Origin of the sequence: Streptomyces sp. SKN60, from assembly GCF_026236535.1 — a bacterium.
Lineage (GTDB): Bacteria > Actinomycetota > Actinomycetes > Streptomycetales > Streptomycetaceae > Streptomyces.
Map to the genome: position 1 here is coordinate 186,889 of NZ_JAHTMW010000001.1, position 25,875 is coordinate 212,763.

The window sequence follows — 25,875 nt, forward strand, 5'->3', positions numbered from 1 at the left end:
AAGAGCCCCAAGAACTCCGAATGAGGAATTCACCGAAAAACAAAGCAATTCGGGCAAAGCGACACGCAAACCTATATCGGGTAGGGCGCTCCCGGCCGCACCGGTAGCCTGGTGGGGTGATTGACCTTCGCCTGCTCCGTGAGGACCCCGACCGTGTTCGCGCCTCCCAGCGCGCCCGTGGAGAGGACGTCGGCCTCGTCGACGCCCTGCTCTCCGCCGATGAGCGGCGCAGGTCGTCCGGCGTCCGCTTCGACGAACTCCGCTCCGAGCAGAAGTCGCTCGGCAAGCTGATCCCCAAGGCCTCCCCGGAGGAACGCGCCGAGCTGCTGCAGAAGGCGGAGCAGCTCAAGGTCGACGTGAAGGCCGCGGAGGCCGAGCAGAACGAGGCCGACGAGTCGGCCCGCGCGCTGCTGCTCCAGCTCGGCAACATCGTCCACCCGGACGTCCCGGTCGGCGGCGAGGAGGACTTCGTCGTCCTCGAGACCCACGGCACCATCCGCGACTTCGCGGCCGAGGGCTTCGAGCCCAAGGACCACCTGGAGCTCGGCGAGGCGCTCGGCGCCATCGACGTCGAGCGCGGCGCCAAGGTCTCCGGCTCGCGCTTCTACTACCTGACCGGCGTCGGCGCCCTCCTTGAGCTCGCCCTGGTCAACGCGGCGATCGCGCAGGCCACCGAGGCCGGCTTCACCCCGATGCTGACCCCGGCCCTGGTCCGCCCGCGCGCCATGGAGGGCACCGGCTTCCTCGGCCAGGCCGCGGAGAACGTGTACCACCTGGAGAAGGACGACTTCTACCTGGTCGGCACCTCCGAGGTCCCGCTCGCCGCGTACCACATGGACGAGATCATCGAGGCCGACAAGCTGCCCCTGCGGTACGCCGGCTTCTCGCCGTGCTTCCGCCGCGAGGCCGGCACGTACGGCAAGGACACCCGCGGCATCTTCCGCGTCCACCAGTTCGACAAGGTCGAGATGTTCTCGTACGTCGCTCCGGACGACGCCGAGGCCGAGCACAAGCGGCTGCTCGACTGGGAGAAGCAGTGGCTGACCGCCCTGGAGCTGCCGTTCCAGGTGATCGACGTCGCCACCGGCGACCTGGGTGCCTCCGCCTCCCGCAAGTTCGACTGCGAGGCGTGGATCCCGACCCAGGGCAAGTACCGCGAGCTGACCTCGGCCTCCAACTGCGACGGCTTCCAGGCCCGCCGCCTCTCCGTCCGTATGCGCGACGACAAGGACGGCAAGAAGGTCGTACAGCCGCTGGCCACCCTGAACGGCACGCTGTGCGCCGTCCCGCGCACCATCGTGGCGATCCTGGAGAACCACCAGCTGGCCGACGGCTCGGTGCGGGTGCCCGAGATCCTGCGCCCCTACCTCGGCGGGCGCGAGGTCCTGGAGCCGATCTCCAAGTGAGCACCGCCTTCCCCTACCGCCTGGTCGCGACGGACCTCGACGGGACGCTGCTGCGGCCCGACGAGTCCGTCTCGGACCGGACGCGCGAGGCACTGGCCGCGGCGACCGCGGCCGGCGCGGCGCACATCGTCGTCACCGGGCGGGCCGTGCCCTGGACCCGGCACATCCTCGACGACCTCGGCTACGAGGGGATCGCGGTGTGCGGGCAGGGCGCGCAGGTCTACCACGCGGGCGAGCGCCGGCTGCTGACCTCGCTGACCCTCGACCGGCAGCTCGCCGGGCTCGCGCTCTCCAAGATCGAGGCGGAGGTCGGGCCGCTGGCGCTTGCCGCCAGCCGCGATGGCCTGGAGGGCGAGGTCCTGATCGGCCCCGGCTACCGGACCCAGGGCGGGCCGCTGCCGTACGTGCCGTACGAGGACCCGGCCGCGCTGTGGGCGGCGCCGCTCACCAAGCTCTACATCCAGCACCCGGTGCTGGGCGACGACGAGCTGACCCGGCTCGCGCGGGAGACCGTCGGCGGTCTGGTCGACGTCGTGATGGCCGGTCCGGGCATCGTGGAGATCGTGCCGCTCGGCCTCAGCAAGGCGACCGGGCTCTCGCTGGCCGCGCGCCGGCTCGGCGTGAAGGCGGCGGAGACGATCGCCTTCGGCGACATGCCCAACGACATCCCGATGTTCGGCTGGGCGGCCCGCGGCGTGGCCATGGCCAACGCCCACGAGCAGCTGAAGGCGGTGGCCGACGAGGTCACCGGCTCCAACGAGGAGGACGGCATCGCCGTCGTCCTGGAGCGGCTGCTGCAGTCCTAGGAAGTCCGTACCTCGGTACTTCGGTACTTCGGTACTTCGGTACTTCGGTACCTCGGTACTTCGGTACGAGGAGCGGGGCGGCCCGCGCGGTTCGCCTCCGCGCGCTCGAAGCGGCCGCCCCGTTCCCGTACCCCCTCAGTGTGCTCCGCGTGCGTCGCCGCCCACCAGGGGTTTTTCCGGGCCGTGGCCTTCTCCGGTGAGCGGCCAGAAGGCCAGCCCGATCACCAGCGAGACCGCGTGGCCGAGGTCGGTGTACGTGCGGTCGGTGATCAGCGGGACCGCGAAGAAGGCCACCGCGCCGGCCAGGTAGAACCAGCGCCAGGGGCGCGGCAGCCGGTAGGTGAGGATGCCGACCGAGGCGGCGAGGCCGTAACTCACCCCGATGTCGACGACGTGCGCCATGCTGCGCGGCACGTCGTGGTCCCTGATGGCCTCCAGGACGACCTTCTGGCTGACGAGCGTGGCGGCGACGTGCGCGGTGCCGACGACGATCAGCCATTTCAGGGTGCCGAGCCAGCGCTCGACGGGCGCGTGGAAGACCTCGAAGAGGACGGCGTAGAAGGGCAGGCTCGCCGGGTTCTCGATCCAGAAGGCGCTGCCGAGCAGGGCCCGCATGGGGTGCCGGGAGAGTTCGTGGAGATTGCTGCTGTTGCGGTGCAGCAGATAGTGCTCCAGGCCGTCCGGGGACAGCGCGATGACCAGGCTGGTGAGCGCGATGACGGCCAGCCAGATGTGCGTACCGGGTGACGAACGCACCCACGACCTGATCGGTCGGGACGGTTCGCCACCCGGCGCACGGGACGCACGAGGCGCTCGGGGAGAGGTTTCGCGAGGCACGAGTCCGTGCCTATCACCCCTTTATGGGGGAAACCTGAGAGAAATACCCCGAAACCCGGAAACCCGGAAACCCGGATCAGAAATTGATCATGTGTCCGGCGATGCCGTGGATCGCTTCCTTCACGGCCTCGCCCAGGGTCGGGTGGGCGTGCACGTTGCGGGCGACCTCGTGCACGGTCAGGTCCCACTGCTGGGCCAGGGTCAGCTCGGGCAGCAGCTCGGTGACGTCCGGGCCGATCAGGTGGGCGCCGACGATCTCGCCGTACTGGGCGTCGGCGACGATCTTCACGAAGCCGGTCGAGTCGCCGAGGCCGTGCGCCTTGCCGTTCGCCATGAAGGGGAACTTGGCGACCTTGACGTCGTAGCCCTTCTCGCGGGCCTGCGCCTCGGTGTAGCCGAAGCTGGCGATCTGCGGCTGGCAGTAGGTGGCGCGCGGGATCATGACGTAGTCGAGCTCCATCGTCTCGGCGTCCGCGATGGTCTCGGCGGCGATGACACCCATGGCCTCGGCGGTGTGCGCGAGCATCAGCTTCGCGGTCACGTCGCCGATGGCGAAGATGTTCGGCACGGAGGTGCGGCAGCGGCCGTCGACGTCGATGGCGCCGCGCTCGGTGAGGGCGACACCGGTGTTCTCCAGGCCGTAGCCGGCGACGTTCGGGGCGAAGCCGATGGCCTGCAGGACCTTGTCGGCCTCCAGGACCTTCTGGGAGCCGTCCTTGGCGGTGACGGTGACCCGGACCTGCGGGCCGGACTCGTCGATGGCCTCGACGCGGGTCGAGGTGAGGACGTCGATGCCGAGCTTGCGGTACTGCTTCGCGAGCTCCTTCGACACCTCCTCGTCCTCCAGCGGGGCCATCCGGTCGAGGAACTCGACGATGGTGACCTTGGTGCCGTAGTTGTTCAGGACGTACGCGAACTCGATGCCGATCGCGCCGGCGCCGGCGATGATGATCGACTGCGGGGCGTCCTCGGCGAGGATCTGCTGCTCGTACGAGACGACGCGGTCGCTGAGCGCGGTGCCGGGGAGCAGCCGCGGGGTGGCGCCGGTGGCGATGATGCAGTTGTCGAAGGTGATCGTCTGCGTGGTGCCGTCGGACTTCGCCACCTGGAGGGTGTTCGCGTCGACGAAGGTGCCCCGGCCGTCGAACTCGGTGATGCCGTTCTTCTTCATCAGGAAGTGGACGCCCTTGACGCGGCCGTCCGCGACCGTGCGGCTGCGGCTGAACGCCTCGCGGTAGTCGAAGGACACCGTGCCGTCGACCTTGATGCCGAAGGTCTTGGCCTCGTGGTTGAAGATGTGGGCGAGCTCGGCGTTGCGCAGCAGCGCCTTGGTCGGGATGCAGCCGACGTTCAGGCAGACACCGCCCCAGTACTTCTCCTCGACGACCGCGACCCGCTTGCCCAGCTGGGCGGCGCGGATGGCGGCGACGTAGCCGCCGGGGCCAGCTCCGAGTACGACGACGTCGAAGCGGTCTGACATGACTGACTCCCGAGGGTGGTGAGGGTGTTCGGCACACGTACGAGCCCACAGTAGTCCGGTCCCTGCGGACCGGCCGGAGAGGCGAGCGAGGTCACATCGGGTCAGTTGTAGGATGACTGGGCAACCGGGCGAATAGGGGTTTTCGATGGCACTGAAGGCGGCGGGGCGGACCTCGCTGGTGGACTCCGTGGTGACGCAGCTGCGCGCCCAGCTCGCCGAGGGCGAGTGGGCCGTCGGCGACCGCATCCCCACCGAGCACGAGCTGGCCGAGCTCCTCGGCGTGGGCCGCAACACGGTCCGCGAGGCCGTCCGGGTGCTCGTCCACGCCGGGCTCCTGGAGTCCCGCCAGGGCCACGGCACCTTCGTCCGGTCCACCGCCGACCCGGCCGCCGTGCTCCACGGCGTACGGCACGCGGGCGCCCTGGACGTCCTGGAGCTGCGCACCGCCCTGGAGGCGGAGGCGGCCCGGCTCGCGGCGGCCCGGCGGGACACCCACGACCTGCTGCGGCTGCGGGCCGCGCTCACCACCCTGCGCGAGGAGGGCGACCGGGACGCGGACGCCGACCTCGCCCTCCACCTGGCGGTCGTCGAGGCCACCCACAACGCGGCCTTCCGCGAGGTCTACCGCTTCTTCTCCACCCAGGTGCACGAGGTCCTGGTGGAGGCGCTGGGCGACCGGGCGATGCCGCCGGTCGACATCGACGCCCACGAGGCGCTGGTCGCCGCGATCGAGGCGGGGGACGCCGACGCGGCCGAGGCCGGGGCACGCGAGCTGCTGCGGGTGCCGAGGGAGACGGTCACGGCGCTGCTTGAGCGGGAAGCGGGCGACAAGTGACGACCGGCCCCGGCCCCCGCCTTCTGGACGCAGCTCCGCCGGTCGTCGGTACCGAAGCCGGGATCAAGGGCAGCGCCGCCCGCCGCGCGCTGCTGCGGCACCCGGCGCTGCTGCTGGTCGGGATCGTGCTGGCCTCGCTGAACATGCGGGCCGCGCTCGCGAGCGTGTCGCCGCTGGTGAGCGAGCTGGCGGAGACGTACGGACTGTCCTCGGCGGCGAGTTCGCTGGTGACCTCGGTGCCGGTGCTGTTCCTGGGGCTCGGCGCGCTGGTGGCGCCCTGGCTGGGCCGGCGTTTCGGCGCCGAGCGGGTGCTGTTCGGGGCGCTGCTGCTGCTCGGCGTCGGCATCCTGGTGCGGATCCTGCCCTCGGCGGCCGCGCTCTACGGCGGCGGCGTCCTGGTCGGCACCGCCATCGCCCTGCTCAACGTGCTGATGCCGGGCCTGATCAAGCGGGACTTCCCGGACCGCGCCGCGTCCATGACCTCCGTCTACACGGGCGCCATGATCGCGGGCGCCACCGTCGTCGCCGCCGCCTCGGTCCCCCTGGAGCGGTCGCTCGGCGGCTGGCAGGCCTCCCTCGGCGTCTGGTCGCTGCTCGCGGCCGTGGCGGCGCTCGCCTGGCTGCCGCAGGTGCTGATCGCCCGGCGTGGGACGGGGCGTACGGCCGAGCCGGTACGGGCCGTCCCGGCCGGCGCCGCCCGGCCGGTGAATGTGTGGCGCTCGGCGCTCGCCTGGCAGGTGACCCTGTTCATGGGGCTGCAGTCGCTGTGGTCGTACGTGCTGATCGCCTGGATGCCGACGATCTTCACCGAGCACGGGATGAGCCGCTCGACGGCCGGAGTGGTCTTCGCCTTCAACAATCTGATCCAGGTCGCGGGCGCCTTCGCGGTGCCGCTGCTCGCCGGGCGGATGCGCGGTCAGCGGCCGCTGATCGCCCTGGTGACGACGCTGGTCGCCGTCGGATACGCGGGCCTCATGGTGGCCCCGGTGCAGGGCGCCTGGCTGTGGTCGGCGGTGCTCGGCGTCGGCCAGGGCGGGGCGGTGGGCCTGGCCCTCACCCTGATCGTGCTGCGCTCGGGCGACGCGGCGACCGCCGCCCGCCTCTCCGGGATGGCGCAGACCGTCGGCTATCTCCTCGCCGCGGCCGGCCCGCTGGCCGCCGGCGCCCTCCACCAGGCCACCGGCTCCTGGACGCTGCCGATCGCCGCCGTTCTCGGCGTCTGCGCGGCGGCCCTCGCCCTGGGCCTGCTCGCGGCCCGGAACCGTACGGTCTGAACAACAATCCGGTCCCGGGCCTCGGGCCCTGCTACTCCTCGCCCGCCAGCGTGAGCGTGCGCAGCTTGTGGCCCGCGAACCAGGTGGCGCCGATGGTCACGGCGACCAGCAGCGCTATCGCGGTGGGCAGGGACACCTCGGAGGTGATCAGGCTGTCGCCGGTGACCTTCTCCGCGAGGGCGCGCGCCCACTGCTGGACGCTGAGGGTGCGGGCGCCCGAGATGAGGGAGCCGAACAGCGACTCCCACACCAGCGCGTAGACCAGGCCGATCACCACGGCGTGCCGGCTGACCGTGCCGAGCAGCAGGAAGAGCGCGCTGTACGCGATGGAGGCCACCAGGGCCGCCACGGTGTAGGCGACGGCGACCTGCTGCCCGTTGCCGTTGAGGACGAAGCCGGCGATCAGGGTGGGCACGGCGGAGAAGACCATCGTGACCGCGATGGCGACGATCAGCTTGGTGAAGATGATCGTGGGCCGCTTCACCGGCTTGGACAGGAGATAGACGATCGAGCCGTCGTCGATCTCCGGGCCGATCGCGCCGGTGCCGGCGATCACGCCGATCAGCGGCACCATGGTGGCGAGCGCGAAGCCGCCGAGGACATCGGCCGCGACCTGGTCGTCCGCGCCGTTGAAGGCGCGGATCGCCGCGGCGATCAGGATGAGCAGCGCGGGCAGCGCGAACAGAATCAGCGCCCGCCGGCGGCCGAGCAGGGCCCGGTAGGTGAGCCGGGCGACAGTGGGGTTGTACATCGGTCGGGGGCTCCTTTCAGGCCGCTACGAGATACGAGAAGACGGATTCGAGGGACTCGTCCGAGGGCGAGACCGTGAGGAGCCGGATGCCGCGCTCCTTGGCGACCTTCGGCAGCAGTTCGGTGAACCGGCCGAAGTCCACGGCCTGGATGCGCAATCCGCCCTCGGCGCCGTGCTCGACCTCGATGCCGGCCGTCGACGGATCGGCGATCAGCGCCGCCGCGAGCTCCCGGTCGTCGCTGGAGCGGACCAGATAGCGGTGCGGCCGGTCGGTCATCAGGCGGCGGATCCGGCGGAAGTCGCCGGAGGCCGCGTGCCGTCCGGCGACGATCACCTCGATGTGCGAGGCGAGCTGCTCGACCTCCTCCAGGATGTGCGAGGAGAACAGCACGGTGCGGCCGTCGGCGCCCATCCGCCGCAGCAGGTCCATGAGTTGCATGCGCTGACGCGGGTCCATGCCGTTGAACGGCTCGTCGAGCAGCAGCACGGACGGCTCGTGCACGAGGGCGGAGGCCATCTTCACGCGCTGCCGCATGCCCTTGCTGTACGTGGCGATCTTGCGGTCCTGCGCGTACTCCATCTCCACGGTGGCGAGGGCCTTCTGGGCCTCCGCCTCGCCGAGGCCCTGCAACTCGGCGTTGGCGACGACGAATTCGCGGCCGGTGAGGAAGTCGTACATCGCCTCCCGCTCAGGGACGACGCCGATCTGCCGGTAGACCGACTCGTTGCGCCAGATCGCCGCGCCGTCGAGGGTGACGGTGCCGGTGGAGGGGGCGAGGAAGCCGCCCATCATGTTGATCAGGGTGGACTTGCCGGCGCCGTTGGGGCCGAGCAGGCCGGTGACACCGGGACCGACGGTCATGGTGACGTCGTTGACGGCCACGACGTTGCCGAACCAGCGCGAGGCGTGGTCGATGTTGAGCGTTGTCACAGCCCGACCTTTCGGTAGCGGCGCATCAGCACGCCGTACGAACCGGCGATGAGCGCGAGGACGACCAGCAGGTAGACCACGCCGACCGCGGTGCCGGGGGCCGCGGCCTCGCCGCCGGGCGCGGCCGTGGGCGCGCCCAGGAAGGCGTCCTGCACGCCGCCGATGAGGGTGATCGGCGAGAACAGGCCGATCCACTTGACGGCGCCCACGTTGTCCGTGCCGTAGGCGATGCCCTGGAGGGTGGAGACCGCTCCGTAGGTGATCACCAGGGCGGCGATCACGGCGGCGACGCCGAAGCCGCGGCGCGGGGTGAGGGCCGCCATGACGAGGCCGATGCCGCCGAAGAGCAGCGAGAGCAGCGCCACGGACACCAGGCCCTGGCCGAACATCTGCGTCTGGTCCGCGAAGTCCATCTTGGCGAGCAGCGAGCCGATCCACATGATCAGCAGCGGTGCGGCGGTCAGGACGAACAGGGCCGAGGCCATCGCCCCGTACTTGGCGAGGACGTAGTCCACGCGCTCGATCGGGCGGGCGAAGTACAGCGGCACGGTCCGGAAGCGCAGGTCGCGGGAGACGGACTGCGGGGCCTGGGCGGCCACGAAGATCCCGATGACCATCTGGAGGAAGATCGCGTACTGCGTGTACTCGATCGACAGCTTCGAGGACTTGGTGACGACGGCGACCGCGACGATGATCAGCGCGGGCACGCACATCACCGCGAACAGCAGCATCGGCAGCACCTTGGACTTGGCGCTGCGGCCGAGGCCGTAGGCGCCGCGCAGCGACTGCGAGAACAGGGCGCGGCGGGCGGCGGAGCGGCCGAGCCGCGGTCCGTCGTAGCTGCGGTAGCCGATGTTGTGGATCCGGCTGGTGTCGGTGGCCTGGACGGGCCCGGGGGTCTGGGTGCTCATCGCGCCGGCACCTCCTCCTGCTCCTGCTGCTGGGTCTTGAAGACCTCGGCGATGTGGTGGCGGCGCTGCTCCATGCGCACCAGGCCGAGGCCGAGGCCGGCGACGGTGTCGCGGACCAGGTCGTAGGTCTCGTCGCCGGAGGCCTCCAGGAGCAGGATGTGCCCGGCGCCCGGCAGGCCGTCCTCGACGCCGGGGTGCAGGGTGACGCCGGCGGCCGTGAGGGCCGCGCGCAGCGCCTCCGTGCCGTCGGGGTGGGCGTCGGAGTCGGTGACCTCGACCGCGAGGGTCGTGGTGGTGCGGGTGAAGTCGCTGGTGGAGCTGGAGCGGAGCAGCCGGCCGCCGTCGATGACGACGACGTGGTCGCAGGTGCGCTCCAGTTCGCCGAGCAGGTGCGAGGTGACGAGGACGGAGATGCCGAAGTCGGTCCACACCCGGCGGATCAGGCCGAGCATGTCGTCGCGGCCGACCGGGTCCAGGCCGTTGGTCGGCTCGTCGAGCAGCACCAGCTGCGGGTCGTGGACCAGGGCCTGGGCCAGCTTCACCCGCTGCTTCATGCCGGTCGAGTAGCCGCCCATCGGGCGGTAGCGCTCCTCGTACAGGCCGACGTGGCGCAGGGTGTCCGCGGTGCGCTCACGGGCGGCGGCCGGCGGGAGCCCGGACATGCGCGCCATGTGCACGACGAACTCGGTGGCCGAGACGTCGGGCGGCAGGCAGTCGTGCTCCGGCATGTAGCCGACCCGCTCGCGGATCTGGGCGCCGGCGGTGGCGACGTCGAGTCCGAGGACTTCGGCGCGGCCCTCCGTGGCCGGGGACAGACCGAGCAGGATTTTGATCATCGTGGACTTGCCGGCTCCGTTGGCACCCACCAGTCCGGTCACACCGGGCCCGATGTCCAGGGAGAGCCGGTCGAGAGCGGTCACCCGGGGGAACCGCTTGCTGAGGCTTTCGGTGGCGATCACAGTCACGCTTCGACGGTAGTGGTGTGCGTCACGCGAGTCGTCAGACCAACGGCTCGATCCTTGTCCGACTCCAGGAGTACAAGCCCGTACGGGGGCGACGACGAAGGTCTCGTTTTCCACAGGGGCGGTGCACACCCCTTGACGCAGCCGCTGGGCATTGTCACATTCATCGATGTCAAGTTACGGACGCGTAGGGCTACCGGACGCTCACGCGCGCTCACACACGGACGGGCGGGTGGCATGACCTCAACAGGTGCGGTGATGGGCGGGCTCACCACGGAACTGCGGGGATTCAGGGAGGTCCAGCGCCTCTCGTACGAGTGCGCGGAGGCCGTCGCGGCCCAGCTCAAGCCGGGTGTGACCGAGCGCGAGGCGGCCCGGATGCAGCGCGAGTGGCTGTCCGCGCGAGGGGTGAAGGACTGGTTCCACCGCCCGTTCGCCTGGTTCGGCGACCGCACGGCCTTCGTCGACTTCAGGATCCCGCTGCAGTTCTTCCCCACGAACAAGCGCCTTGAGGCCGGGATGCCGTTCATCCTCGACATGGCGCCCGTCTACAAGGGCCACACCGCCGACATCGGCTACTCCGGCTGCCTGGGCCTCAACCCGGTCCACGACAAGCTGCTCGCCGATCTGAAGGACCACCGCGAGCTGATCCTGCGCGAGGTGCGCGAGCGCCGCACGCTGCGGGAGATATACGAGGACGTGGACCGGCTCATGGTCCGCCAGGGCTACGCCAACCGGCACCGGGCCTATCCCTTCGGCGTCATCGCCCACAAGATCGACCGGGTCAAGGAGCGCCGCTGGGCGCCGACCCTGTTCGGCTTCGGCACCCAGTCCCTCAAGGGCCTGGCGAGCGACGCCCTGCACGGCCACCGCGACGGCTGGTCGCCGCTCTGGTCGCCGTACAAGTTCTCCGACCACCCGCCCAGGCCGGGCCTGTGGGCGGTCGAGCCGCACCTCGGATTCCGGGGTACGGGCGCGAAGTTCGAGGAGATCCTGGTCGTCACCGACTCCAAGGACCCCGAGCAGAGCGCGTTCTGGCTGGACGACGACCTGCCGCACGTGCGGCGCTGGAACGAGGAAGGGACGGCGGCCTGATGGCGGGGATCGCAGGGCTGAACGAGGCGCGCGAGCGCCGGGTCCGCACCGGCGGGATCGAGCTGTGCGTGGCCGAGCTGGGGGACGCGGACCGCCCCACGGTGCTGCTCGTGCACGGCTACCCGGACTCCAAGGAGGTCTGGTCGGAGGTCGCGACCCGGCTCGCCGAGCGCTTCCACGTGGTGCTGTACGACGTGCGGGGCCACGGCCGGTCGACCGCGCCGACCCCGCTGCGCGGCGGCTTCACGCTGGAGAAGCTGACCGACGACTTCCTGGCCGTCGCGGACGCGGTGAGCCCGGACCGGCCGGTCCACCTGGTCGGGCACGACTGGGGCTCGGTGCAGTCCTGGGAGTTCGTGACGGTGCCCCGCACCGAGGGCCGGATCGCCTCCTTCACCTCGATGTCCGGTCCGTCGCTCGACCACTTCGGGCACTGGATCAAGACCCGGATGACCCGGCCGACCCCGCGCCGGGTCGGCCAGCTTCTCGGCCAGGGCGCCAAGTCCTGGTACGTGTACATGCTGCACACCCCGGTGCTGCCCGAGCTGGCCTGGCGCGGGCCGCTCGGCAAGCGCTGGCCGAAGCTCCTGGAGCGGATGGAGAAGGTCCCGGCCGGCGCCTACCCGACGCCCTCGCTGCCCAGCGACGCGGCCACCGGCGCCTGGCTGTACCGGGACAACGTGCGGGCCCGGCTGACCCGGCCGCGCGCCGACGCCTTCGCCCACGCGCCCGTGCAGCTGATCACCCCGACCGGCGACGCCTTCCTCTCCGAGCGGCTCTACGACGACCTGGCCGACTGGGTGCCGGACCTGACCCGCCGCACCCTGCCGGCCAAGCACTGGGTGCCGCGCACCCGCCCCGACCAACTGGCCGCGTGGATCACCGAGTTCGTCGAGGCGAACGAGGACCCGGCGACCAAGGCCCCACGCCCGGCGCCCAAGGGCGACGTGCGCCCGGAGTACGCGGAGCGCTTCGGCGGGCAGCTGGTCCTGGTGACCGGCGCGGCCAGCGGCATCGGCCGGGCCACCGCCTTCGCCTTCGCGGAGGCCGGCGCCCGGGTGATCGCGGTGGACCGGGACACCGAGGGCGCGGTCCGTACGGCCGAGATGTCCCGGCTGATCGGGGCGCCGGAGGCCTGGGGCGAGACCGTCGATGTCTCCGACGAGCAGGCGATGGAGAAGCTGGCCGCGAAGGTGGCGAGCGAGTACGGCGTGGTGGACGTGCTGGTCAACAACGCGGGCATCGGGCTCACCGGCTCGTTCTTCGAGACCACCAGCGAGGAGTGGCAGCGGGTCCTCGACGTCAATCTGTGGGGCGTGATCCACGGCTGCCGGATCTTCGGCGGACAGATGGCGGCGCGCGGCCAGGGCGGCCACATCGTCAACACGGCCTCGGCGGCGGCCTTCCAGCCCTCCCGCGCGCTCCCGGCGTACAGCACGTCGAAGGCGGCGGTGCTGATGCTGAGCGAGTGCCTGCGGGCCGAGCTGGCGGAGCAGGGGATCGGGGTCTCGGCGATCTGCCCGGGCATCGTGAACACCAACATCACGTCGACCGCGCGGTTCGCCGGGGTGACCGACGCGGCCGAGGAGAAGCGGCGACAGCAGAAGGTCTCGCGCCTCTACGGGATGCGCAACTACCCGCCGGAGAAGGTCGCGGACGCGATCCTGCGCGCGGTGCTGCGCGACGAGGCCGTCGTCCCGGTTACCCCGGAGGCCCGCGGCGCCCATCTGCTGTCCCGGCTCGCCCCGGGCGCCCTGCGGGCGCTCGCCCGGGTACGGCCGCCGGCGTAGGGCGCAGGACTGGGCGGGGCGGAGCAGGACGGGGCGGGACGAGGTCGGGCGGGGCAGTCGTACCATCCCTCGACGGGTGAAGGGAGCGGGCGATGGGAACGGGTTTGTCCGAGCGGGCGGCACAGCCGGAATACCGGATCGAGGATCTGGCCCATCACAGCGGGGCCACCGTGCGGACGATCCGCGCCTACCAGGACCGCGGACTGCTGCCCCGCCCGGAGCGGCGGGGCAGGTCGAACGTGTACGGGGACAGCCATCTGGCCCGGCTGCGGCAGATCGCCGACCTGCTCGACCGCGGCTACACCCTGGCCTCCATCAAGGAGCTCCTGGAGGCCTGGGACACCGGGCGCGGCCTCGGCGGGGTGCTCGGCCTGGTGGCCGAGGTCGACGGTCCGTGGACGGACGAGGAGGCCGACCGGATCTCCCGCGCCGACCTCGACGCCCGCTTCGGCGGCACCCCCGACGAGGACGCGGTCCGCGAGGCGATCGAGCTCGGGGTCCTGGAGCGCATCCCCGACCGGGAGACCGAGGAGTACCTCGTGCCGAGCCCCCAGGAGCTGGCGGTGGCGGCCGAGTTGTACGCGGCCGGCGTTCCGCTCGCCGCAATCACCGGACATCTTCGGGAACTTCGCGGCCAGGTCGAGCACATCGCCTCCCGCTTCCTGGAGTTCACCAGCGAGCACGTCTTCGCCCGCTATCTGGAGCACCGTCCGCCGACGGACGCCGACGCGGCCGAGGCGGCGACCCTGGTACGGCGGCTGCGGCCGCTGGCCCAGCAGACGGTGGACGCCGAACTCGCGCGGGCGATGCGCCTGTTCGCCACCCGGCACCTCCAGCACCACCTGTCCTGGGACAACCCGCCGCCGGAGGGGCGCGAGCCGCGTGCGGTGACGCTGCCGACGGAGACGATTCGGGCCGTGGAGAGGCTGGTTGGCGCGGAGAACGTGGCGGCGTTCGTCACCGCGGCGGCCGAACGAGAGGTGCAGACAAGAACATTGGACACTCTTGCCTCAAATGCCGCAAAGGATGGCCAAATCACCCAATAGGCCGCACTCCACAGGGGTGTTGTCCACAGAATCGTCAACTTGCCTGTGGAAAAACCCACTTGGCTGTGGAACAAACCTGCGGCTTCAATGGATTTCATGAACGACGAAAAACACCCCGTGGACGAGAGACGCACCGTGAGGGTGTCGAAGTACCTCTCGAAGCATCTGCGTCACCAGCCCGAGCGCATCGGACTGGTTCTCGACCCGCACGGCTGGACCGAGATCGACACGCTCCTCGCGGCCGCCGCCGCACACGGCTTCCCGATCACCCGGGCCGAACTGGACCACGTCGTCGCCGCCAACGACAAGAAGCGCTTCGCGATCGAAGGCACCCGGATCCGGGCCAGCCAGGGCCACACCGTCCCGGTCGACCTGGACCTGCCGCCCGCCGAGCCGCCCGCGTACCTCTACCACGGTACGGTCGCCGACCGGCTCCCCGCCATCCGGACCGAGGGGCTGCGCCCCATGGCCCGCCACCACGTCCACCTCTCGCCCGACCGCGAGACCGCCACCCGGGTCGGCGCCCGCCGCGGCCGCCCCCTCGTGCTCAGCGTCGACGCGGGCGCGATGCACCGGGCCGGCCATGTCTTCCACATCAGCGCCAACGGCGTCTGGCTCACCGACTCCGTACCGCCGGAGTTCATCCGCTTCCCCGGCTGAACCCGCCCCCGGCCGGCCGTCAGGCATGATCGTCCCCATGGGACGACACCGGCATCCGCACCTGCCCACGACCGAATCGGCCGTCGGAGCGATCCGCGCCGTCGCCGAGGAGCTGAACCTGGAGCTGACGGTCACCGACGACATCGGCGCCGACCAGACCTCCCGCCGCACCTCCGCCGGCGTCTTCACCGTCCTCGACCCGGACGGCTCCCTCCCCCACGAGGCCTTCGTCGAGCTCGGCGGCTCCCCCTCCGTCACCGTCCGCCTCTACCCCGAGGACGACGCGCAGATCACCGTCGACGGCATCGTCTTCGACGACATCCCGCGCGACTCCGCCCCCGCCTTCCTCCGCTCTGTGCACGGCGGTCTCGCCCACGTGAAGGGCCGCTTCTTCCCGCCCGGCTGGTGGCTGATCGTCCCCCTCCCCGGCGACGAGACCTACAAGGAACTCGTCCTCCGCGGCACCCTCACCCCCTGGCTGTCCAGCAAGGTCCGCTGAGCGGCCGTCGGCCGGCGGCCGGTCAGCGGACAGCGCCCGGTGGTCAGCCGAGCTGAGCGAGCGCTTCGGTGGCGATGGACTCGAACACGGCCTGGTCGGCGGCGAAGTCCGAGTCGGGGATCGGCCAGTGGACGACGATCTCCGTGAAGCCGAGCTCCTGATGGCGGCCGGCGAAGTCGACGAAGGCGGCCACGGACTCCAGCGGCCGGCCGCGGTCCGGGGTGAAGCCGGTCAGCAGGATCTTGTCCAGCTCCGCGACGTCCCGCCCGGACTCGGCACACGCCTTGCCGAGCTTCTCGACCTGCCCGCGCAGCGCCTCCACCGACTGCTCCGGGGTACCCGTCTCGTACAGCTTCGGGTCGCCCGTCGTCACCCACGCCTGCCCGTACCGGGCGGCCAGCCGCAGCCCGCGCGGCCCGGTCGCGGCCACCGCGAACGGCAGCCGCGGACGCTGTACGCAACCGGGGATGTTCCGGGCCTCGTCGGCCGTGTAGAAGGTGCCCTGCTGGGAGACCGCGCCCTCGGTGAGCAGCCGGTCGAGCAGCGGCACGAACTCGCCGAACCGGTCCGCCCGCTCCTTCGGCGTCCAGGCCTCCTGCCCGAGCGCGGTGGCGTCGAAGCCGTTGCCGCCCGCGCCGATGCCGAGGGTGATCCGCCCGCCGGAGACGTCGTCGAGCGAGATCAGCTCCTTGGCGAGCGTCACCGGATGCCTGAAGTTGGGCGACGTGACCAGGGTGCCCAGGCGCAGGCGGTCCGTGGCCGTGGCGGCGGCGGTGAGGGTGGGCAGGGCGCCGAACCAGGGGCCGTCACGGAAGCTGCGCCACGAGAGATGGTCGTACGTGTACGCGGCGTGGAAGCCGAGTTCCTCGGCGCGCTGCCACTTGGCGCGGCCTCCCTCGTGCCAGCGGTCGACGGGCAGGATCACGGTGCTCAGGCGCAGGCTCATGGCCCCGAGCCTACGTCGGGCTCGGGCGGGTCTCCCCTCCCGGACTTCCCCGGCCGCCGCCGGGCGCCACCGGGCACCGCCGGCCGGCACTCGCCCGCCGCGGCACGGAGTGACATATCGGTTACTCAAATGTGCGCCCCCTCGCACGCCCGTGCAGGTTGTGCGGAAGAATGGTGCGGTGACCTCATCCCACTCCGCGCGCTCCGAAGCCCCGGCCGTCCGGCTGATCGCCACCGACCTCGACGGCACCCTCCTGCGGGACGACAAGTCCGTCTCCGAGCGCACCATCGCGGCGCTCGCCGCAGCCGAGCGGGCGGGCATCGAGGTCTTCTTCGTCACCGGACGCCCGGCCCGCTGGATGGACGTCGTCAGCTCCCACGTCCACGGCCACGGCCTCGCCATCTGCGCGAACGGAGCCGCGGTGGTGGACCTGCACGCCGGAGGAACGTTTCTGGAGGTACGCCCCCTGGAGCGCCCCGTCGCCCTGGAGGTCGTACGGGCGCTGCGCGCCGCCGCCCCCGGCACCAGCTTCGCCGTGGAGCTGACCACCGGCATCCACTACGAGCCGAAGTACCCGCCGTTCTTCCTCGACCCGGGCGCCACCGTGGCCACCGCCGAGAAGCTGCTCTTCGAGGAGGCCCCGGGCGCCGCCGCCCCGGTCATCAAGCTGCTCGCCCAGCACCCCGAGCTCGACCCGGACGTCTTCCTCGCCACCGCCCGCGAGGCCGCCGGCGACCTGGCCTCCTTCACCCGCTCCAGCCCCACCGCGCTCATCGAGATCAGCGGCCTCGGCGTCTCCAAGGCCTCCACCCTGGCGCACTGCTGCGCCGAGCGCGGCATCGCACCCGAGGAGGTCGCCGCCTTCGGCGACATGCCGAACGACATCGAGATGCTCGCCTGGGCCGGCCGCTCGTACGCCATGGGCAACGCCCACCCCGACGTGATCGCCGCCGCCACCGGCCGCACCACCGGCAACAACGAGGACGGCGTCGCGGTGATCATCGAGGAGCTCGTCGCCGAAGCCGTACGGAACAGCTAGCCCCGTACGGGACCGGCATCGGTCAGCACCAGGGCACCGCTACAGCGGGGCCTCCCACACCACCGTCGTGCCGCCGCCGTCCTCGCCGATGCCCGGGTCGCACCAGCTGGCGCCGCCCAGCGACTCGGCGCGGCGGGCCAGGTTGCGCAGACCGCTGCGGCGGCCGCCCTCCGGGATGCCGACGCCGTCGTCGGCGACCGACAGGCGCACGCCGGGGGTGCCGTCGGGCAGGGTCACGGTCGCGTCCACGACCACCTCGATGCGGCCCGCCCCGGCATGCCGGAAGGCGTTGGACAGCGCCTCGCGCAGCGCCGCGATGAGGTTCTTGCCGGTCAGGTCGCCGACCGTCGCGTCGATCGCGCCGAGGAAGCGGTGCGCGGGTTTGAAGCCGAGCGGCACGGCCGCCATGTTGATCTCCCGGAGCACCCGGGTGCGCAGCCCCGACGGCGCCTCGGCCGGGCCCTGCTGGAGCGCGAAGATCGCCGTGCGGATCTCCTGGATGGTCACGTCCAGCTCGTCGACGGCCTTGCCGACGCCCTCGCGCACGGCCGGCACGATCGACTTCCGCTGGGCGCTCTCCAGCATCATCCCGGTGGCGAACAGGCGCTGGATGACCAGGTCGTGCAGGTCCCGGGCGATCCGGTCGCGGTCCTCGTAGACCGCGAGCCGCTCCCGGTCGCGCTGGGCCTCGGCCATCATCAGGGCGAGCGCCGCCTGCGAGGCGAACTGCGTGGCCAGGGTCCGCTCGGCCTCCGTGAACGGGCGGTCGCCGCGCGCCCGCGGGGTGGCGAGGGCACCGAGCACCCGCCCGCCGCTCTGCAGCGGCAGCAGCATCGCGGGCCCGTACTGCGCGGAGAGGCTGCTGAGCATCCGCGGGTCCGTGGAGGCGTCGTCGACGAACACCGCCTCGCCCTCCATGAGCAGCTCCACCACCGGGCTCTCCGGCGGGATCACCACCCCGAGGGACTTGCTCGCGTGCGCCGAGCAGACGGCCACGATCTCCAGACCGCCCTCCTCGGCCGGCAGCATGACGATGCCCGCGGCCGCGTCGGCGAGCCGGCGGGCCTGTTCGGCGACGACGGTGAGCGCGTCGTCCGCGTCGCCGCCGGAGAGCAGCGCGGTGGTGACGGCGACCGAGCCGTCGATCCAGCGCTCGCGCTGCCGGGCGGCCTCGTAGAGCCGGGCGTTGCCGATGGCGATGCCGGCCTCGGTCGCGAGCACCCGGACCATGTGCACGTCGTAGTCGTTGAACTCGCCGCCGCCGTTCTTCTCGGCGAGGTAGAGATTGCCGAAGATCTCGCCCTGGACCCGGATGGGGACGCCGAGGAAGGTCTTCATCGGCGGGTGCCCGGGCGGGAAGCCGGCCGAGCGCGGGTCGCTCGACAGATCGGCGAGGCGAATGGTCTGCGGCTCGCGGATCAGCGCGCCGAGCAGCCCCGCGTACCCGTCGGGGCGCCGCCCGATGCGGCGGGCGACCTCCTCCACGACCCCAAAGGTGACGAAGTCGGAGAGTCCTTCGCCCTCTTCGTCGATCACGCCGATGGCGGCGTAGCGGGCGCCGGCCAGCTCGGCGGCGGTCTCGCAGATCCGGTCGAGCGTGGTGTGCAGTTCGAGGCCGGTGCCGACGGAGCGCATCGCCTCCAGGAGCTGCGGCACGCGCGCGGTGAGCTCGGTGGAGAGGCCGTGCAGGCTGCGGGTGGCCTGGGTCGCGGCTTCGAGCGGGTCCGGGGCGTCGGGCACGGCGGCTGTCATGGTCGTGAGCCTAGTTAGTCCTATTTGGAGAGAAAAGTCGGACGGTCAGAGGTAGTCGCGGCCGTGGCCGTGGCCGACGGGTCGAGCAGCAGATCGCTCTCCCGCTCCTGTGCCAGCATCCGCCGCAGCGGGCCGTCGGCCGCCGCGAGCTGGGCGTAGCTCCCGCGCTGCACGGTGCGGCCGCGGTCCAGGACCACGACCTCGTCGACGGCGTCGAGACCGCGCAGCCGGTGGGTGATGAGGACGGTGGTGCTGCCCTCGGTGACCCGCAGCAGGTCGTCGGTGAGCGCGTCGGCCGTCGCCAGGTCCAGGTGCTCGGCCGGCTCGTCGAGGACCAGGACCGGGAAGTCGGCGAGCAGCGCCCGGGCGAGCGCGAGCCGCTGCCGCTGCCCGCCGGAGAGCCGGGAGCCGTGCTCGCCGACGAGCGTGTCGAGGCCGTCGGGCAGCGCGTCCACCCAGTCCAGGAGCCGGGCCCGGCGCAGCGCCTCGCGCAGTTCGGCGTCGTCCGCTCCGGTCCTGGCGAGCCGCAGGTTCTCGCGCAGCGTGCTGTCGAAGAGGTGCGCGTCCTGCGCGCACAGGCCGACGAGGCGGCGGACGGCGTCGCCGTCGAGCTCCGTCGCGTCGGTTCCGCCGATCCGGTACGTGCCGGACTCGGCGTCCAGGAAGCGAAGCAGCACCTGCGCGAGCGTGGTCTTGCCGGAGCCGGACGCGCCGACCACGGCGACCCGGTGCCCGGCGCGGAGGGTGAGCGCGAAGTCGGCGAGGGCCGGCCGGTCCTGCCCGGCGTGCCGCGCGGAGAGCCCGGCCAGTTCCAGCGGGAACGGGCTCGCCGGGGGAGTGGCGGGCGTCGCCGGCTCGTGTACGGGCACGGGCGCGTCGAGCACGTCGAGCACCCGCTCGGCGCTGCGCCGCACCCGCTGGCGGTACTGCACGGCGAGCGGCAGCCCGTTGACGGCCTCGAAGGCGGCCAGCGGGGTGAGCACCACGACGGCGAGCGCGACGCCGTCGAGGCGGCCGTCGCGGACCCCCTGGACTCCGACGAGCGCGGCGGCGGCGACGGTGAGGCCGCAGACCAGGGCCGAGAGCCCGGCGCCCAGGGCGGTGGCGGCGGACTGCCGGGAGGCGATGCCGGTGAGGGTACGGTCGGCCCGCCCGGCGCGCGCGAGGCGGGCGTCCAGGGCGCCGGCCACGGTGAGTTCGGCGCAGCCGCGCAGCAGGTCGACGACGGCGGTGGTGAGCAGACCGCGCGCGGGCGCCAGTTGCCGCTCGGCCCGCCGGGCGAGCGCGCCGCCGGCCATCGGAGCGAGGACGCCGGCGACCAGCAGGCCGGCCGCGAGCACCGCGCCGGCCTCGGGCAGCAGCCAGGCGAGGAACCCGACCGACCCGGCGCCGACGACGACGGCCGCGCCCGCGGGCAGCAGCCAGCGCAGCCAGTAGTCCTGGAGCGCGTCCACGTCCTGCACCAGCCGGGCGAGCAGATCACCGCGCCGGGTGCGGCGCAGCCCGGCCGGGGCGATCCGCTCAAGGCGCCGGTAGACCGCGACCCGGAGGTCGGCGAGCATCCGCAGCACGGCGTCGTGCGACACCAGCCGCTCCGCGTACCGGAACACGGCCCGCCCGATACCGAAGGCGCGGGTCGCGGTGACGGCGACCATCAGATAGAGCACGGGCGGCTGTTCGGATGCCCGCGAGATCAGCCACCCGGACACCGCCATCAGCCCCACGGCCGACCCCAGCGCCAGACTCCCGAGCCCCAGCGCGAGCCCCATCCGCCCCCTGAACCGCCCGGCCATCCCCCGCACCCGCCGGAAGACGGACCACGCGCCGCTCACCGCCGCGTCGGCCGCCGCAGGTGCGCCCGACGCGGGAGCGCTGTCCGGGACGGCGGCACCCGGCTCCGCCCGGGCGAGACCCTCGGCCCTCGTGGCGGTCGCGGGAGCGCCGTCGGGCAGCAGCCCGGCCACCTGCGGATGCCCCACGGCACCGGCACCGCCCACAGCCTCCGCCGCCTCACCCGCGCCCTCGTCCGCCCGCGCCGCCGGGGCCAGATGGACCACGCGGTCGGCGACGGCGAGGAGGGCGGGGCGGTGGACGACCAGGAGGACGGTGCGGGTGGTGGAGAGGCGGCGGACGGCGTCGACGACGGCCGCCTCGGTCTCGCCGTCGAGCGCGGCGGTCGGCTCGTCGAGCAGCAGGACCGGCCGGTCGGCGAGGAAGGCACGGGCCAGGGCCAGGCGCTGGCGCTGGCCGGCCGAGAGGCCGGCGCCGTCCTCGCCGAGGGGGGTGTCCGCGCCGTCGGGCAGTTCGGCGACGAACCCGTCGGCACCCGCGTCGCCGAGCGCCTGCCGTACCGCCTCGTCGGAGGCGTCGGGCCGGGCGAGCCGTACGTTCTCGGCGATCGTCCCGGCGAAGAGACAGGGCCGCTGCGGCACCCAGGCGATCCGGGAGCGCCACTGCTCCAGGTCGAGGGAGGCGAGGTCCGCGCCGCCGATGCGGACGGTGCCCTCCTCGGGGGCGGTGAAGCCGAGCACCACGTCGAGCAGGGTGGACTTGCCGACGCCGCTCGGCCCGACCAGGGCCACCGTCTCGCCGGGCTCCACGGTGAGGGAGGCGGCGTCCAGGGAGGGCGCGGCGCGCCCGGGGTGCCGGACGGTGACCCGGTCGAGCTCCAGGCGTACCGACGCGGGCACCGCCCCCGTACCGCTGGCCGGCAGCGGGCTTTCGAGGACCTCGAAGATCTCCTCGGCGGCGGCAAGCCCCTCGGCGGCCGCGTGGTACTGCGTGCCCACCTGCCGCAGCGGCAGATACGCCTCGGGCGCGAGGACCAGAATGACGAGCCCGGTGTAGAGGTCGAGGTCGCCGTGGACCAGGCGCATGCCGATGGCGACCGCGACCAGCGCGACCGACAGGGTCGAGAGCAGCTCCAGGGCGAAGGAGGAGAGGAACGCGATCCGCAGCGTCCGCATGGTCGCCCGCCGGTAGTCGGCGGTGATCGCCCGGATGTTCTCGGCCTGGGCCTTGGCGCGGCCGAAGACCTTGAGGGTGGGCAGGCCGGCCACCACGTCCAGGAAGTGCCCGGAGAGCCGGGACAGCAGCTTCCACTGCCGGTCCATCCGGGCCTGGGTGTACCAGCCGATGAGGATCATGAAGACCGGGATCAGCGGCAGGGTCACCACGATGATCGCCGCCGAGATCCAGTCCTCGGTGACGATCCGGGCGAGCACCGCCACCGGCACCACGACCGCGAGCCCCAACTGGGGCAGATAGCGGGCGAAGTAGTCGTCCAGGGCGTCCACGCCCCGGGTCGCGAGCGCGGCCAGCGAACCGGCCTTCTGCCCGCCGAGCCACCCCGGGCCGAGCCGCGCGGCCCGCTGGAGCAGCCGGCCGCGCAGTTCGGACTTGACCGCCGCGCTCGCCCGGTGGGCGGCGAGCTCGGTGAGCCAGGAGACCAGGGCCCGCCCGACCGCCACCGCGGCGAGCAGCAGCAGGGGCGTGCCGAGTCCGGAGACCGACAGACCCTTCTGGAAGGCCCCCACCACGACCTCGGCGATGAGCATCGCCTGGCCGACGATCAGGGCCGCCCCGACCAGGCCGAGGCCGACCACCGCAAGCAGGAAGAACCGGGTGGCCCGTGCGTAGCGCATCAGACGCGGATCGATCGGTTTCACGTGAAACATGCTCCCCGGTGAGCGGTGGCTGGTGTGCGGTGGCTAGTGGGCCGGTTCCGCGATGTGCTGCGTACCGATCCGCTTACGGAACACCCAGTAGGTCCAGCTCTGATAGAGCAGCACCAGCGGGGTCGCCACGGCCGCGCACCACGTCATGATCTTGAGCGTGTACGGGCTCGACGAGGCGTTGGTGACGGTCAGGCTCCACGCCGGGTCGAGCGTCGACGGCATGACGTTCGGGAAGAGCGCCAGGAAGAGCATGGCCACCGCGGCCGCGATCGTGACACCGGAGAGCGCGAACGACCAGCCCTCGCGCCCGGCCCGGATCGCGCCGATCGCACCGACCAGGGACACAACCGCGACCAGCATCGCGGCCAGGCTCCAGGCGTCGCCCGTGTCCAGCTGGGTCCAGACGAGGAAGCCGAGCGCGAGCACCGCCGTGACCAGGCCCAGCTTCAGCGCGAGCGCACGGGCCCGGACCCGGATGTCCCCCACCGTCTTGAGCGCGGCGAACACCGTGCCGTGGAAGGTGAAGAGGGTCAGCGTGACCAGACCGCCGAGCAGCGCGTACGGGTTGAGCAGGTCCCAGAAGTCGCCCACGTACTCGAAGTTCTTGTCGATCTTCACGCCGCGCACGATGTTGCCGAAGGCCACGCCCCAGAGGAACGCGGGGACGAGCGAGGTCCAGAAGATGGCCTGCTCCCAGTTGCGCTGCCAGTTCTCCTCCGGCCGCTTCGCCCGGTACTCGAAGGCGACACCGCGCACGATGAGGCAGACCAGGATGAGCAGCAGCGGCAGGTAGAAGCCGGAGAACAGGGTCGCGTACCACTCGGGGAAGGCGGCGAAGGTCGCGCCGCCCGCCGTGAGCAGCCACACCTCGTTGCCGTCCCAGACCGGGCCGATGGTGTTGATGAGGACCCGCTTCTCGGACCGGTCGCGGGCGAGCAGCTTGGTCAGGACGCCGACCCCGAAGTCGAAGCCCTCCAGGAAGAAATAGCCGGTCCAGAGGACGGCGATGAGTACGAACCAGACGTCGTGGAGTTCCATTGCCTCGGTCTCCTGAGCCTCAGTACGAGAAGGCCATGGGGCGGTCGGCGTCGCGGTCCCCGCCGATCCGGGTGGGCGGGTTGAGGTCGTCCTCGGTGAGCTCCGGCGGGCCGGCCTTCACGTACTTGACGAGCAACTTGACCTCGATCACGGCGAGGACGGCGTAGAGCAGGGTGAAGACGATCATCGAGGTGAGCACCTCGCCCTGGGAGACCCCGGGGGAGACGGCGTCACGGGTGCGCAGCACGCCGTAGACCACCCACGGCTGACGGCCCATCTCGGTGAAGATCCAGCCCCAGGAGTTGGCGATCAGCGGGAAGAGCATGGTCCACAGGGCGACGATCCAGTACCACTTGCCCAGGCGGGGGCTGAGCGCCTTCCGCCGGAACAGGACCAGATGCGGCACGTCGTCCTCACCGGTCCTCAGCCCCGGCGCCAGCATGAACTTCTTGCGGGTCAGCCAGAGTCCGACGACGCCGACGGCCAGGGACGCCATGCCGAAGCCGATCATCCAGCGGAAGCCCCAGTAGGCGACCGGGATGTTGGGCCGGTAGTCGCCGGGCCCGAAGCGCTCCTGCTCCGCCTTGTTGACGTCGTTGATGCCGGGGACGTACGAGCTGAAGTCGTCGTTCGCGAGGAAGGACAGCAGGCCCGGGATCTCTATGGCGACCTTGTTGTGGCCCTTCTCGACGTCGCCGTAGGCGAAGACGGAGAACGGAGCCGGCGCCTCGCCGTCCCACAAGGCCTCTGCGGCGGCCATCTTCATCGGCTGCTGCTTGAACATGACCTTGCCCAGCAGGTCTCCGCTGATCGCGGTGCCGAGACCGGCGATGATCAGCGTGATCAGGCCGAGCCGCAGCGAGGTCCGCATCACCGCGACGTGCTTCTTGCGCGCCAGGTGGAAGGCGGCGATGCCGACCATGAAGGCGCCGCCGACCAGGAAGGCCGCGGTGATGGTGTGGAAGAACTGGGTGAGGGCGGTGTTCTGGGTGAGCACGTGCCAGAAGTCGGTGAGCTCGGCCCGCCCCCGCTCAGCGTTGATCTTGTAGCCGACCGGGTGCTGCATCCAGGAGTTGGCGGCCAGGATGAAGTACGCGGACAGGACCGTGCCGATCGACACCATCCAGATGCAGGCGAGGTGGATCTTCTTGGGGAGCTTGTCCCAGCCGAAGATCCACAGACCGATGAAGGTCGACTCGAAGAAGAAGGCGATCAGGGCCTCGAAGGCCAGGGGAGCGCCGAAGATGTCGCCGACGAAGCGCGAGTAGTCGGACCAGTTCATGCCGAACTGGAACTCCTGCACGATGCCGGTGACGACACCCATCGCGATGTTGATCAGGAAGAGCTTGCCCCAGAACTTCGTCGCCTTGAGGTACTTCTCCTTCTCGGTGCGCACCCAGGCCGTCTGGAGACCGGCGGTGAGGGCGGCGAGGGAGATCGTCAGCGGTACGAAGAGGAAATGGTAGACGGTCGTGATGCCGAACTGCCAGCGCGCCAGAGTCTCCGGCGCCAACGCTAGATCCACGTCGTCTCTCCTTACGTCGCCGTGGTCACAACGGCAGTTTGCCCCTTTGATCCGACCCATTTCGGGAGGAACAGGGACACGCTTGTGAACGCGTTCACATTCACAAGCATTATGGCTCATACGAAATCCGTACGTACAGGCGGGGTCCCTATGTCAAGGGTCACCCCGTGGGCCACCTCTTCCCAAGGACTTCAACATATTGTTGAATCCCGGCCATGACCCTTCGGATACGCATCTCCTGGCCCGCCGGCCACACCACGGCCACCATCGAGGAAACCCCCACGAGCAAGGCGCTCGCGGGGGCTCTCCCGATCTCCTCCACCGCCCGGACCTGGGGCGAGGAGGTCTACTTCGACACTCCGGTCTCCGTGCCGCTCGAATCCGACGCCCGGCAGGTCGTCGCCCCGGGCACGGTGGCCTTCTGGACGGAGGGCGACGCGCTCGCCCTCCCCTACGGCCCGACGCCGATCTCGCGCGGGGACGAACCGCGGCTCGCGAGCCCCTGCAACATCCTGGGCGCGCTGGACGCGGACCCGCGGATTCTGGCCACCGTCAGGGACGGCGACCCGATCCGCGTCGAACTCGTGGACTGACCCGGCCCCGAACGACTCGGCT

22 protein-coding genes are annotated in these 25,875 nt (G+C 71.6%); 11 read left to right on the top strand and 11 right to left on the bottom strand.

The genetic code is table 11. The features are described 5' to 3' along the window. Positions 1-116: 116 nt before the first annotated feature. Together serS and KV205_RS00915 are read left to right on the top strand one after the other, a co-directional pair. Positions 117-1,406 (top strand): serine--tRNA ligase, encoded by a 1,290-nt coding sequence (gene serS / locus KV205_RS00910; RefSeq protein ID WP_265861313.1) that lies wholly within the window; start codon positions 117-119, stop codon positions 1,404-1,406. Then, positions 1,403-2,212: an HAD family hydrolase gene (locus tag KV205_RS00915; RefSeq protein WP_265861314.1), complete on the top strand. Its 810-nt coding sequence runs from the start codon at positions 1,403-1,405 to the stop codon at positions 2,210-2,212. Before serS ends, KV205_RS00915 begins: the two co-directional genes overlap by 4 nt. Positions 2,213-2,347: 135 nt before the next feature. Here the strand turns inward: KV205_RS00915 and KV205_RS00920 are convergent, their stop codons facing one another. Beyond that, a complete protein-coding gene (locus KV205_RS00920; protein ID WP_374214593.1) occupies positions 2,348-2,968 on the bottom strand; it encodes a rhomboid-like protein in 621 nt (206 codons plus the stop codon). A 157-nt stretch (positions 2,969-3,125) separates the two neighbouring features. Beyond that, complete coding sequence (lpdA, locus tag KV205_RS00925) at positions 3,126-4,529, bottom strand: dihydrolipoyl dehydrogenase (RefSeq protein WP_265861316.1); 1,404 nt, start codon at positions 4,527-4,529, stop codon at positions 3,126-3,128. Between the two features lie 145 nt (positions 4,530-4,674). Here lpdA and KV205_RS00930 point away from each other — a divergent pair, with 145 nt between their 5' ends. Continuing rightward, the gene (locus KV205_RS00930) at positions 4,675-5,364 is read left to right on the top strand and encodes a FadR/GntR family transcriptional regulator (RefSeq protein ID WP_265861318.1); all 690 of its coding nucleotides are present in this window, start codon (positions 4,675-4,677) and stop codon (positions 5,362-5,364) included. Next, entirely contained in the window at positions 5,361-6,638 is a 1,278-nt protein-coding gene (locus KV205_RS00935; RefSeq protein WP_374214594.1) for a CynX/NimT family MFS transporter, read from the top strand. Before KV205_RS00930 ends, KV205_RS00935 begins: the two co-directional genes overlap by 4 nt. Before the next feature lie 31 nt (positions 6,639-6,669). Here the strand turns inward: KV205_RS00935 and KV205_RS00940 are convergent, their stop codons facing one another. From KV205_RS00940 to KV205_RS00955, 4 genes are read right to left on the bottom strand one after another with little or no spacing between them, the layout of a single operon-like run. Further along, on the bottom strand, positions 6,670-7,389 hold the full coding sequence (locus KV205_RS00940) for an ABC transporter permease (RefSeq protein WP_265861321.1): 720 nt from the start codon (positions 7,387-7,389) through the stop codon (positions 6,670-6,672). A gap of 16 nt (positions 7,390-7,405) precedes the next feature. Further along, positions 7,406-8,320, bottom strand: coding sequence for an ABC transporter ATP-binding protein (locus tag KV205_RS00945; RefSeq protein WP_265861323.1), 915 nt, complete (start codon positions 8,318-8,320; stop codon positions 7,406-7,408). Continuing rightward, the gene (locus tag KV205_RS00950; RefSeq protein WP_265861325.1) at positions 8,317-9,231 is read right to left on the bottom strand and encodes an ABC transporter permease; all 915 of its coding nucleotides are present in this window, start codon (positions 9,229-9,231) and stop codon (positions 8,317-8,319) included. The genes KV205_RS00945 and KV205_RS00950 overlap by 4 nt, the downstream gene beginning before the upstream one ends. Next, positions 9,228-10,190, bottom strand: a complete 963-nt coding sequence (locus KV205_RS00955) for an ABC transporter ATP-binding protein (protein WP_265861883.1) — start codon at positions 10,188-10,190, stop codon at positions 9,228-9,230. Before KV205_RS00955 ends, KV205_RS00950 begins: the two co-directional genes overlap by 4 nt. A 240-nt stretch (positions 10,191-10,430) precedes the next feature. Here KV205_RS00955 and KV205_RS00960 point away from each other — a divergent pair, with 240 nt between their 5' ends. The 5 genes from KV205_RS00960 to KV205_RS00980 all read left to right on the top strand — a co-directional run bounded on the left by KV205_RS00960 (position 10,431) and on the right by KV205_RS00980 (position 15,283). Further along, a complete protein-coding gene (locus KV205_RS00960) occupies positions 10,431-11,288 on the top strand; it encodes a M24 family metallopeptidase (protein ID WP_265861326.1) in 858 nt (285 codons plus the stop codon). Then, positions 11,288-13,078, top strand: a complete 1,791-nt coding sequence (locus KV205_RS00965) for an SDR family oxidoreductase (RefSeq protein WP_265861327.1) — start codon at positions 11,288-11,290, stop codon at positions 13,076-13,078. Before KV205_RS00960 ends, KV205_RS00965 begins: the two co-directional genes overlap by 1 nt. Positions 13,079-13,170: 92 nt before the next feature. After that, the gene (locus KV205_RS00970; protein WP_265861328.1) at positions 13,171-14,124 is read left to right on the top strand and encodes a MerR family transcriptional regulator; all 954 of its coding nucleotides are present in this window, start codon (positions 13,171-13,173) and stop codon (positions 14,122-14,124) included. A 117-nt stretch (positions 14,125-14,241) separates the two neighbouring features. Continuing rightward, complete coding sequence (locus tag KV205_RS00975) at positions 14,242-14,784, top strand: RNA 2'-phosphotransferase (RefSeq protein ID WP_265861884.1); 543 nt, start codon at positions 14,242-14,244, stop codon at positions 14,782-14,784. Positions 14,785-14,821: 37 nt separating this feature from the next. Further along, complete coding sequence (locus KV205_RS00980; RefSeq protein WP_265861329.1) at positions 14,822-15,283, top strand: hypothetical protein; 462 nt, start codon at positions 14,822-14,824, stop codon at positions 15,281-15,283. A 43-nt stretch (positions 15,284-15,326) separates the two neighbouring features. On the opposite strand, the gene KV205_RS00985 is transcribed toward KV205_RS00980, so the two are convergent. Then, positions 15,327-16,229, bottom strand: coding sequence for an LLM class flavin-dependent oxidoreductase (locus KV205_RS00985; protein WP_265861330.1), 903 nt, complete (start codon positions 16,227-16,229; stop codon positions 15,327-15,329). 178 nt (positions 16,230-16,407) lie between these two features. On the opposite strand from KV205_RS00985, the gene KV205_RS00990 reads away from it, so the two are divergent. Further along, positions 16,408-17,268, top strand: a complete 861-nt coding sequence (locus KV205_RS00990; RefSeq protein ID WP_265861331.1) for a Cof-type HAD-IIB family hydrolase — start codon at positions 16,408-16,410, stop codon at positions 17,266-17,268. A 39-nt stretch (positions 17,269-17,307) separates the two neighbouring features. On the opposite strand, the gene KV205_RS00995 is transcribed toward KV205_RS00990, so the two are convergent. The 4 genes from KV205_RS00995 to KV205_RS01010 are packed head-to-tail and all read right to left on the bottom strand — an operon-like array spanning position 17,308 to position 25,260. Beyond that, a complete protein-coding gene (locus KV205_RS00995; protein ID WP_265861332.1) occupies positions 17,308-19,020 on the bottom strand; it encodes a GAF domain-containing protein in 1,713 nt (570 codons plus the stop codon). Positions 19,021-19,040: 20 nt separating this feature from the next. After that, positions 19,041-22,688, bottom strand: coding sequence for a thiol reductant ABC exporter subunit CydD (gene cydD / locus KV205_RS01000; protein ID WP_265861334.1), 3,648 nt, complete (start codon positions 22,686-22,688; stop codon positions 19,041-19,043). A 42-nt stretch (positions 22,689-22,730) separates the two neighbouring features. Next, positions 22,731-23,735, bottom strand: a complete 1,005-nt coding sequence (gene cydB / locus KV205_RS01005) for a cytochrome d ubiquinol oxidase subunit II (RefSeq protein ID WP_265861335.1) — start codon at positions 23,733-23,735, stop codon at positions 22,731-22,733. Positions 23,736-23,754: 19 nt separating this feature from the next. Next, positions 23,755-25,260, bottom strand: a complete 1,506-nt coding sequence (locus KV205_RS01010) for a cytochrome ubiquinol oxidase subunit I (protein WP_265861336.1) — start codon at positions 25,258-25,260, stop codon at positions 23,755-23,757. A gap of 215 nt (positions 25,261-25,475) precedes the next feature. On the opposite strand from KV205_RS01010, the gene KV205_RS01015 reads away from it, so the two are divergent. Further along, complete coding sequence (locus KV205_RS01015; protein WP_265861338.1) at positions 25,476-25,853, top strand: cyclophilin-like fold protein; 378 nt, start codon at positions 25,476-25,478, stop codon at positions 25,851-25,853. Positions 25,854-25,875 lie beyond the last annotated feature (22 nt).

Excerpts from the sequence above, each read along its gene's own strand:
- lpdA (WP_265861316.1), bottom strand. The coding sequence starts at position 4,529 with ATGTCAGACCGCTTCGACGTCGTCGTACTCGGAGCTGGCCCCGGCGGC.
- KV205_RS00930 (WP_265861318.1), top strand. The coding sequence starts at position 4,675 with ATGGCACTGAAGGCGGCGGGGCGGACCTCGCTGGTGGACTCCGTGGTG.
- KV205_RS00940 (WP_265861321.1), bottom strand. The coding sequence starts at position 7,389 with ATGTACAACCCCACTGTCGCCCGGCTCACCTACCGGGCCCTGCTCGGC.
- KV205_RS00950 (WP_265861325.1), bottom strand. The coding sequence starts at position 9,231 with ATGAGCACCCAGACCCCCGGGCCCGTCCAGGCCACCGACACCAGCCGG.
- KV205_RS00960 (WP_265861326.1), top strand. The coding sequence starts at position 10,431 with ATGACCTCAACAGGTGCGGTGATGGGCGGGCTCACCACGGAACTGCGG.
- KV205_RS00965 (WP_265861327.1), top strand. The coding sequence starts at position 11,288 with ATGGCGGGGATCGCAGGGCTGAACGAGGCGCGCGAGCGCCGGGTCCGC.
- KV205_RS00970 (WP_265861328.1), top strand. The coding sequence starts at position 13,171 with ATGGGAACGGGTTTGTCCGAGCGGGCGGCACAGCCGGAATACCGGATC.
- KV205_RS00980 (WP_265861329.1), top strand. The coding sequence starts at position 14,822 with ATGGGACGACACCGGCATCCGCACCTGCCCACGACCGAATCGGCCGTC.
- KV205_RS00985 (WP_265861330.1), bottom strand. The coding sequence starts at position 16,229 with ATGAGCCTGCGCCTGAGCACCGTGATCCTGCCCGTCGACCGCTGGCAC.
- KV205_RS00995 (WP_265861332.1), bottom strand. The coding sequence starts at position 19,020 with ATGACAGCCGCCGTGCCCGACGCCCCGGACCCGCTCGAAGCCGCGACC.
- cydB (WP_265861335.1), bottom strand. The coding sequence starts at position 23,735 with ATGGAACTCCACGACGTCTGGTTCGTACTCATCGCCGTCCTCTGGACC.
- KV205_RS01015 (WP_265861338.1), top strand. The coding sequence starts at position 25,476 with ATGACCCTTCGGATACGCATCTCCTGGCCCGCCGGCCACACCACGGCC.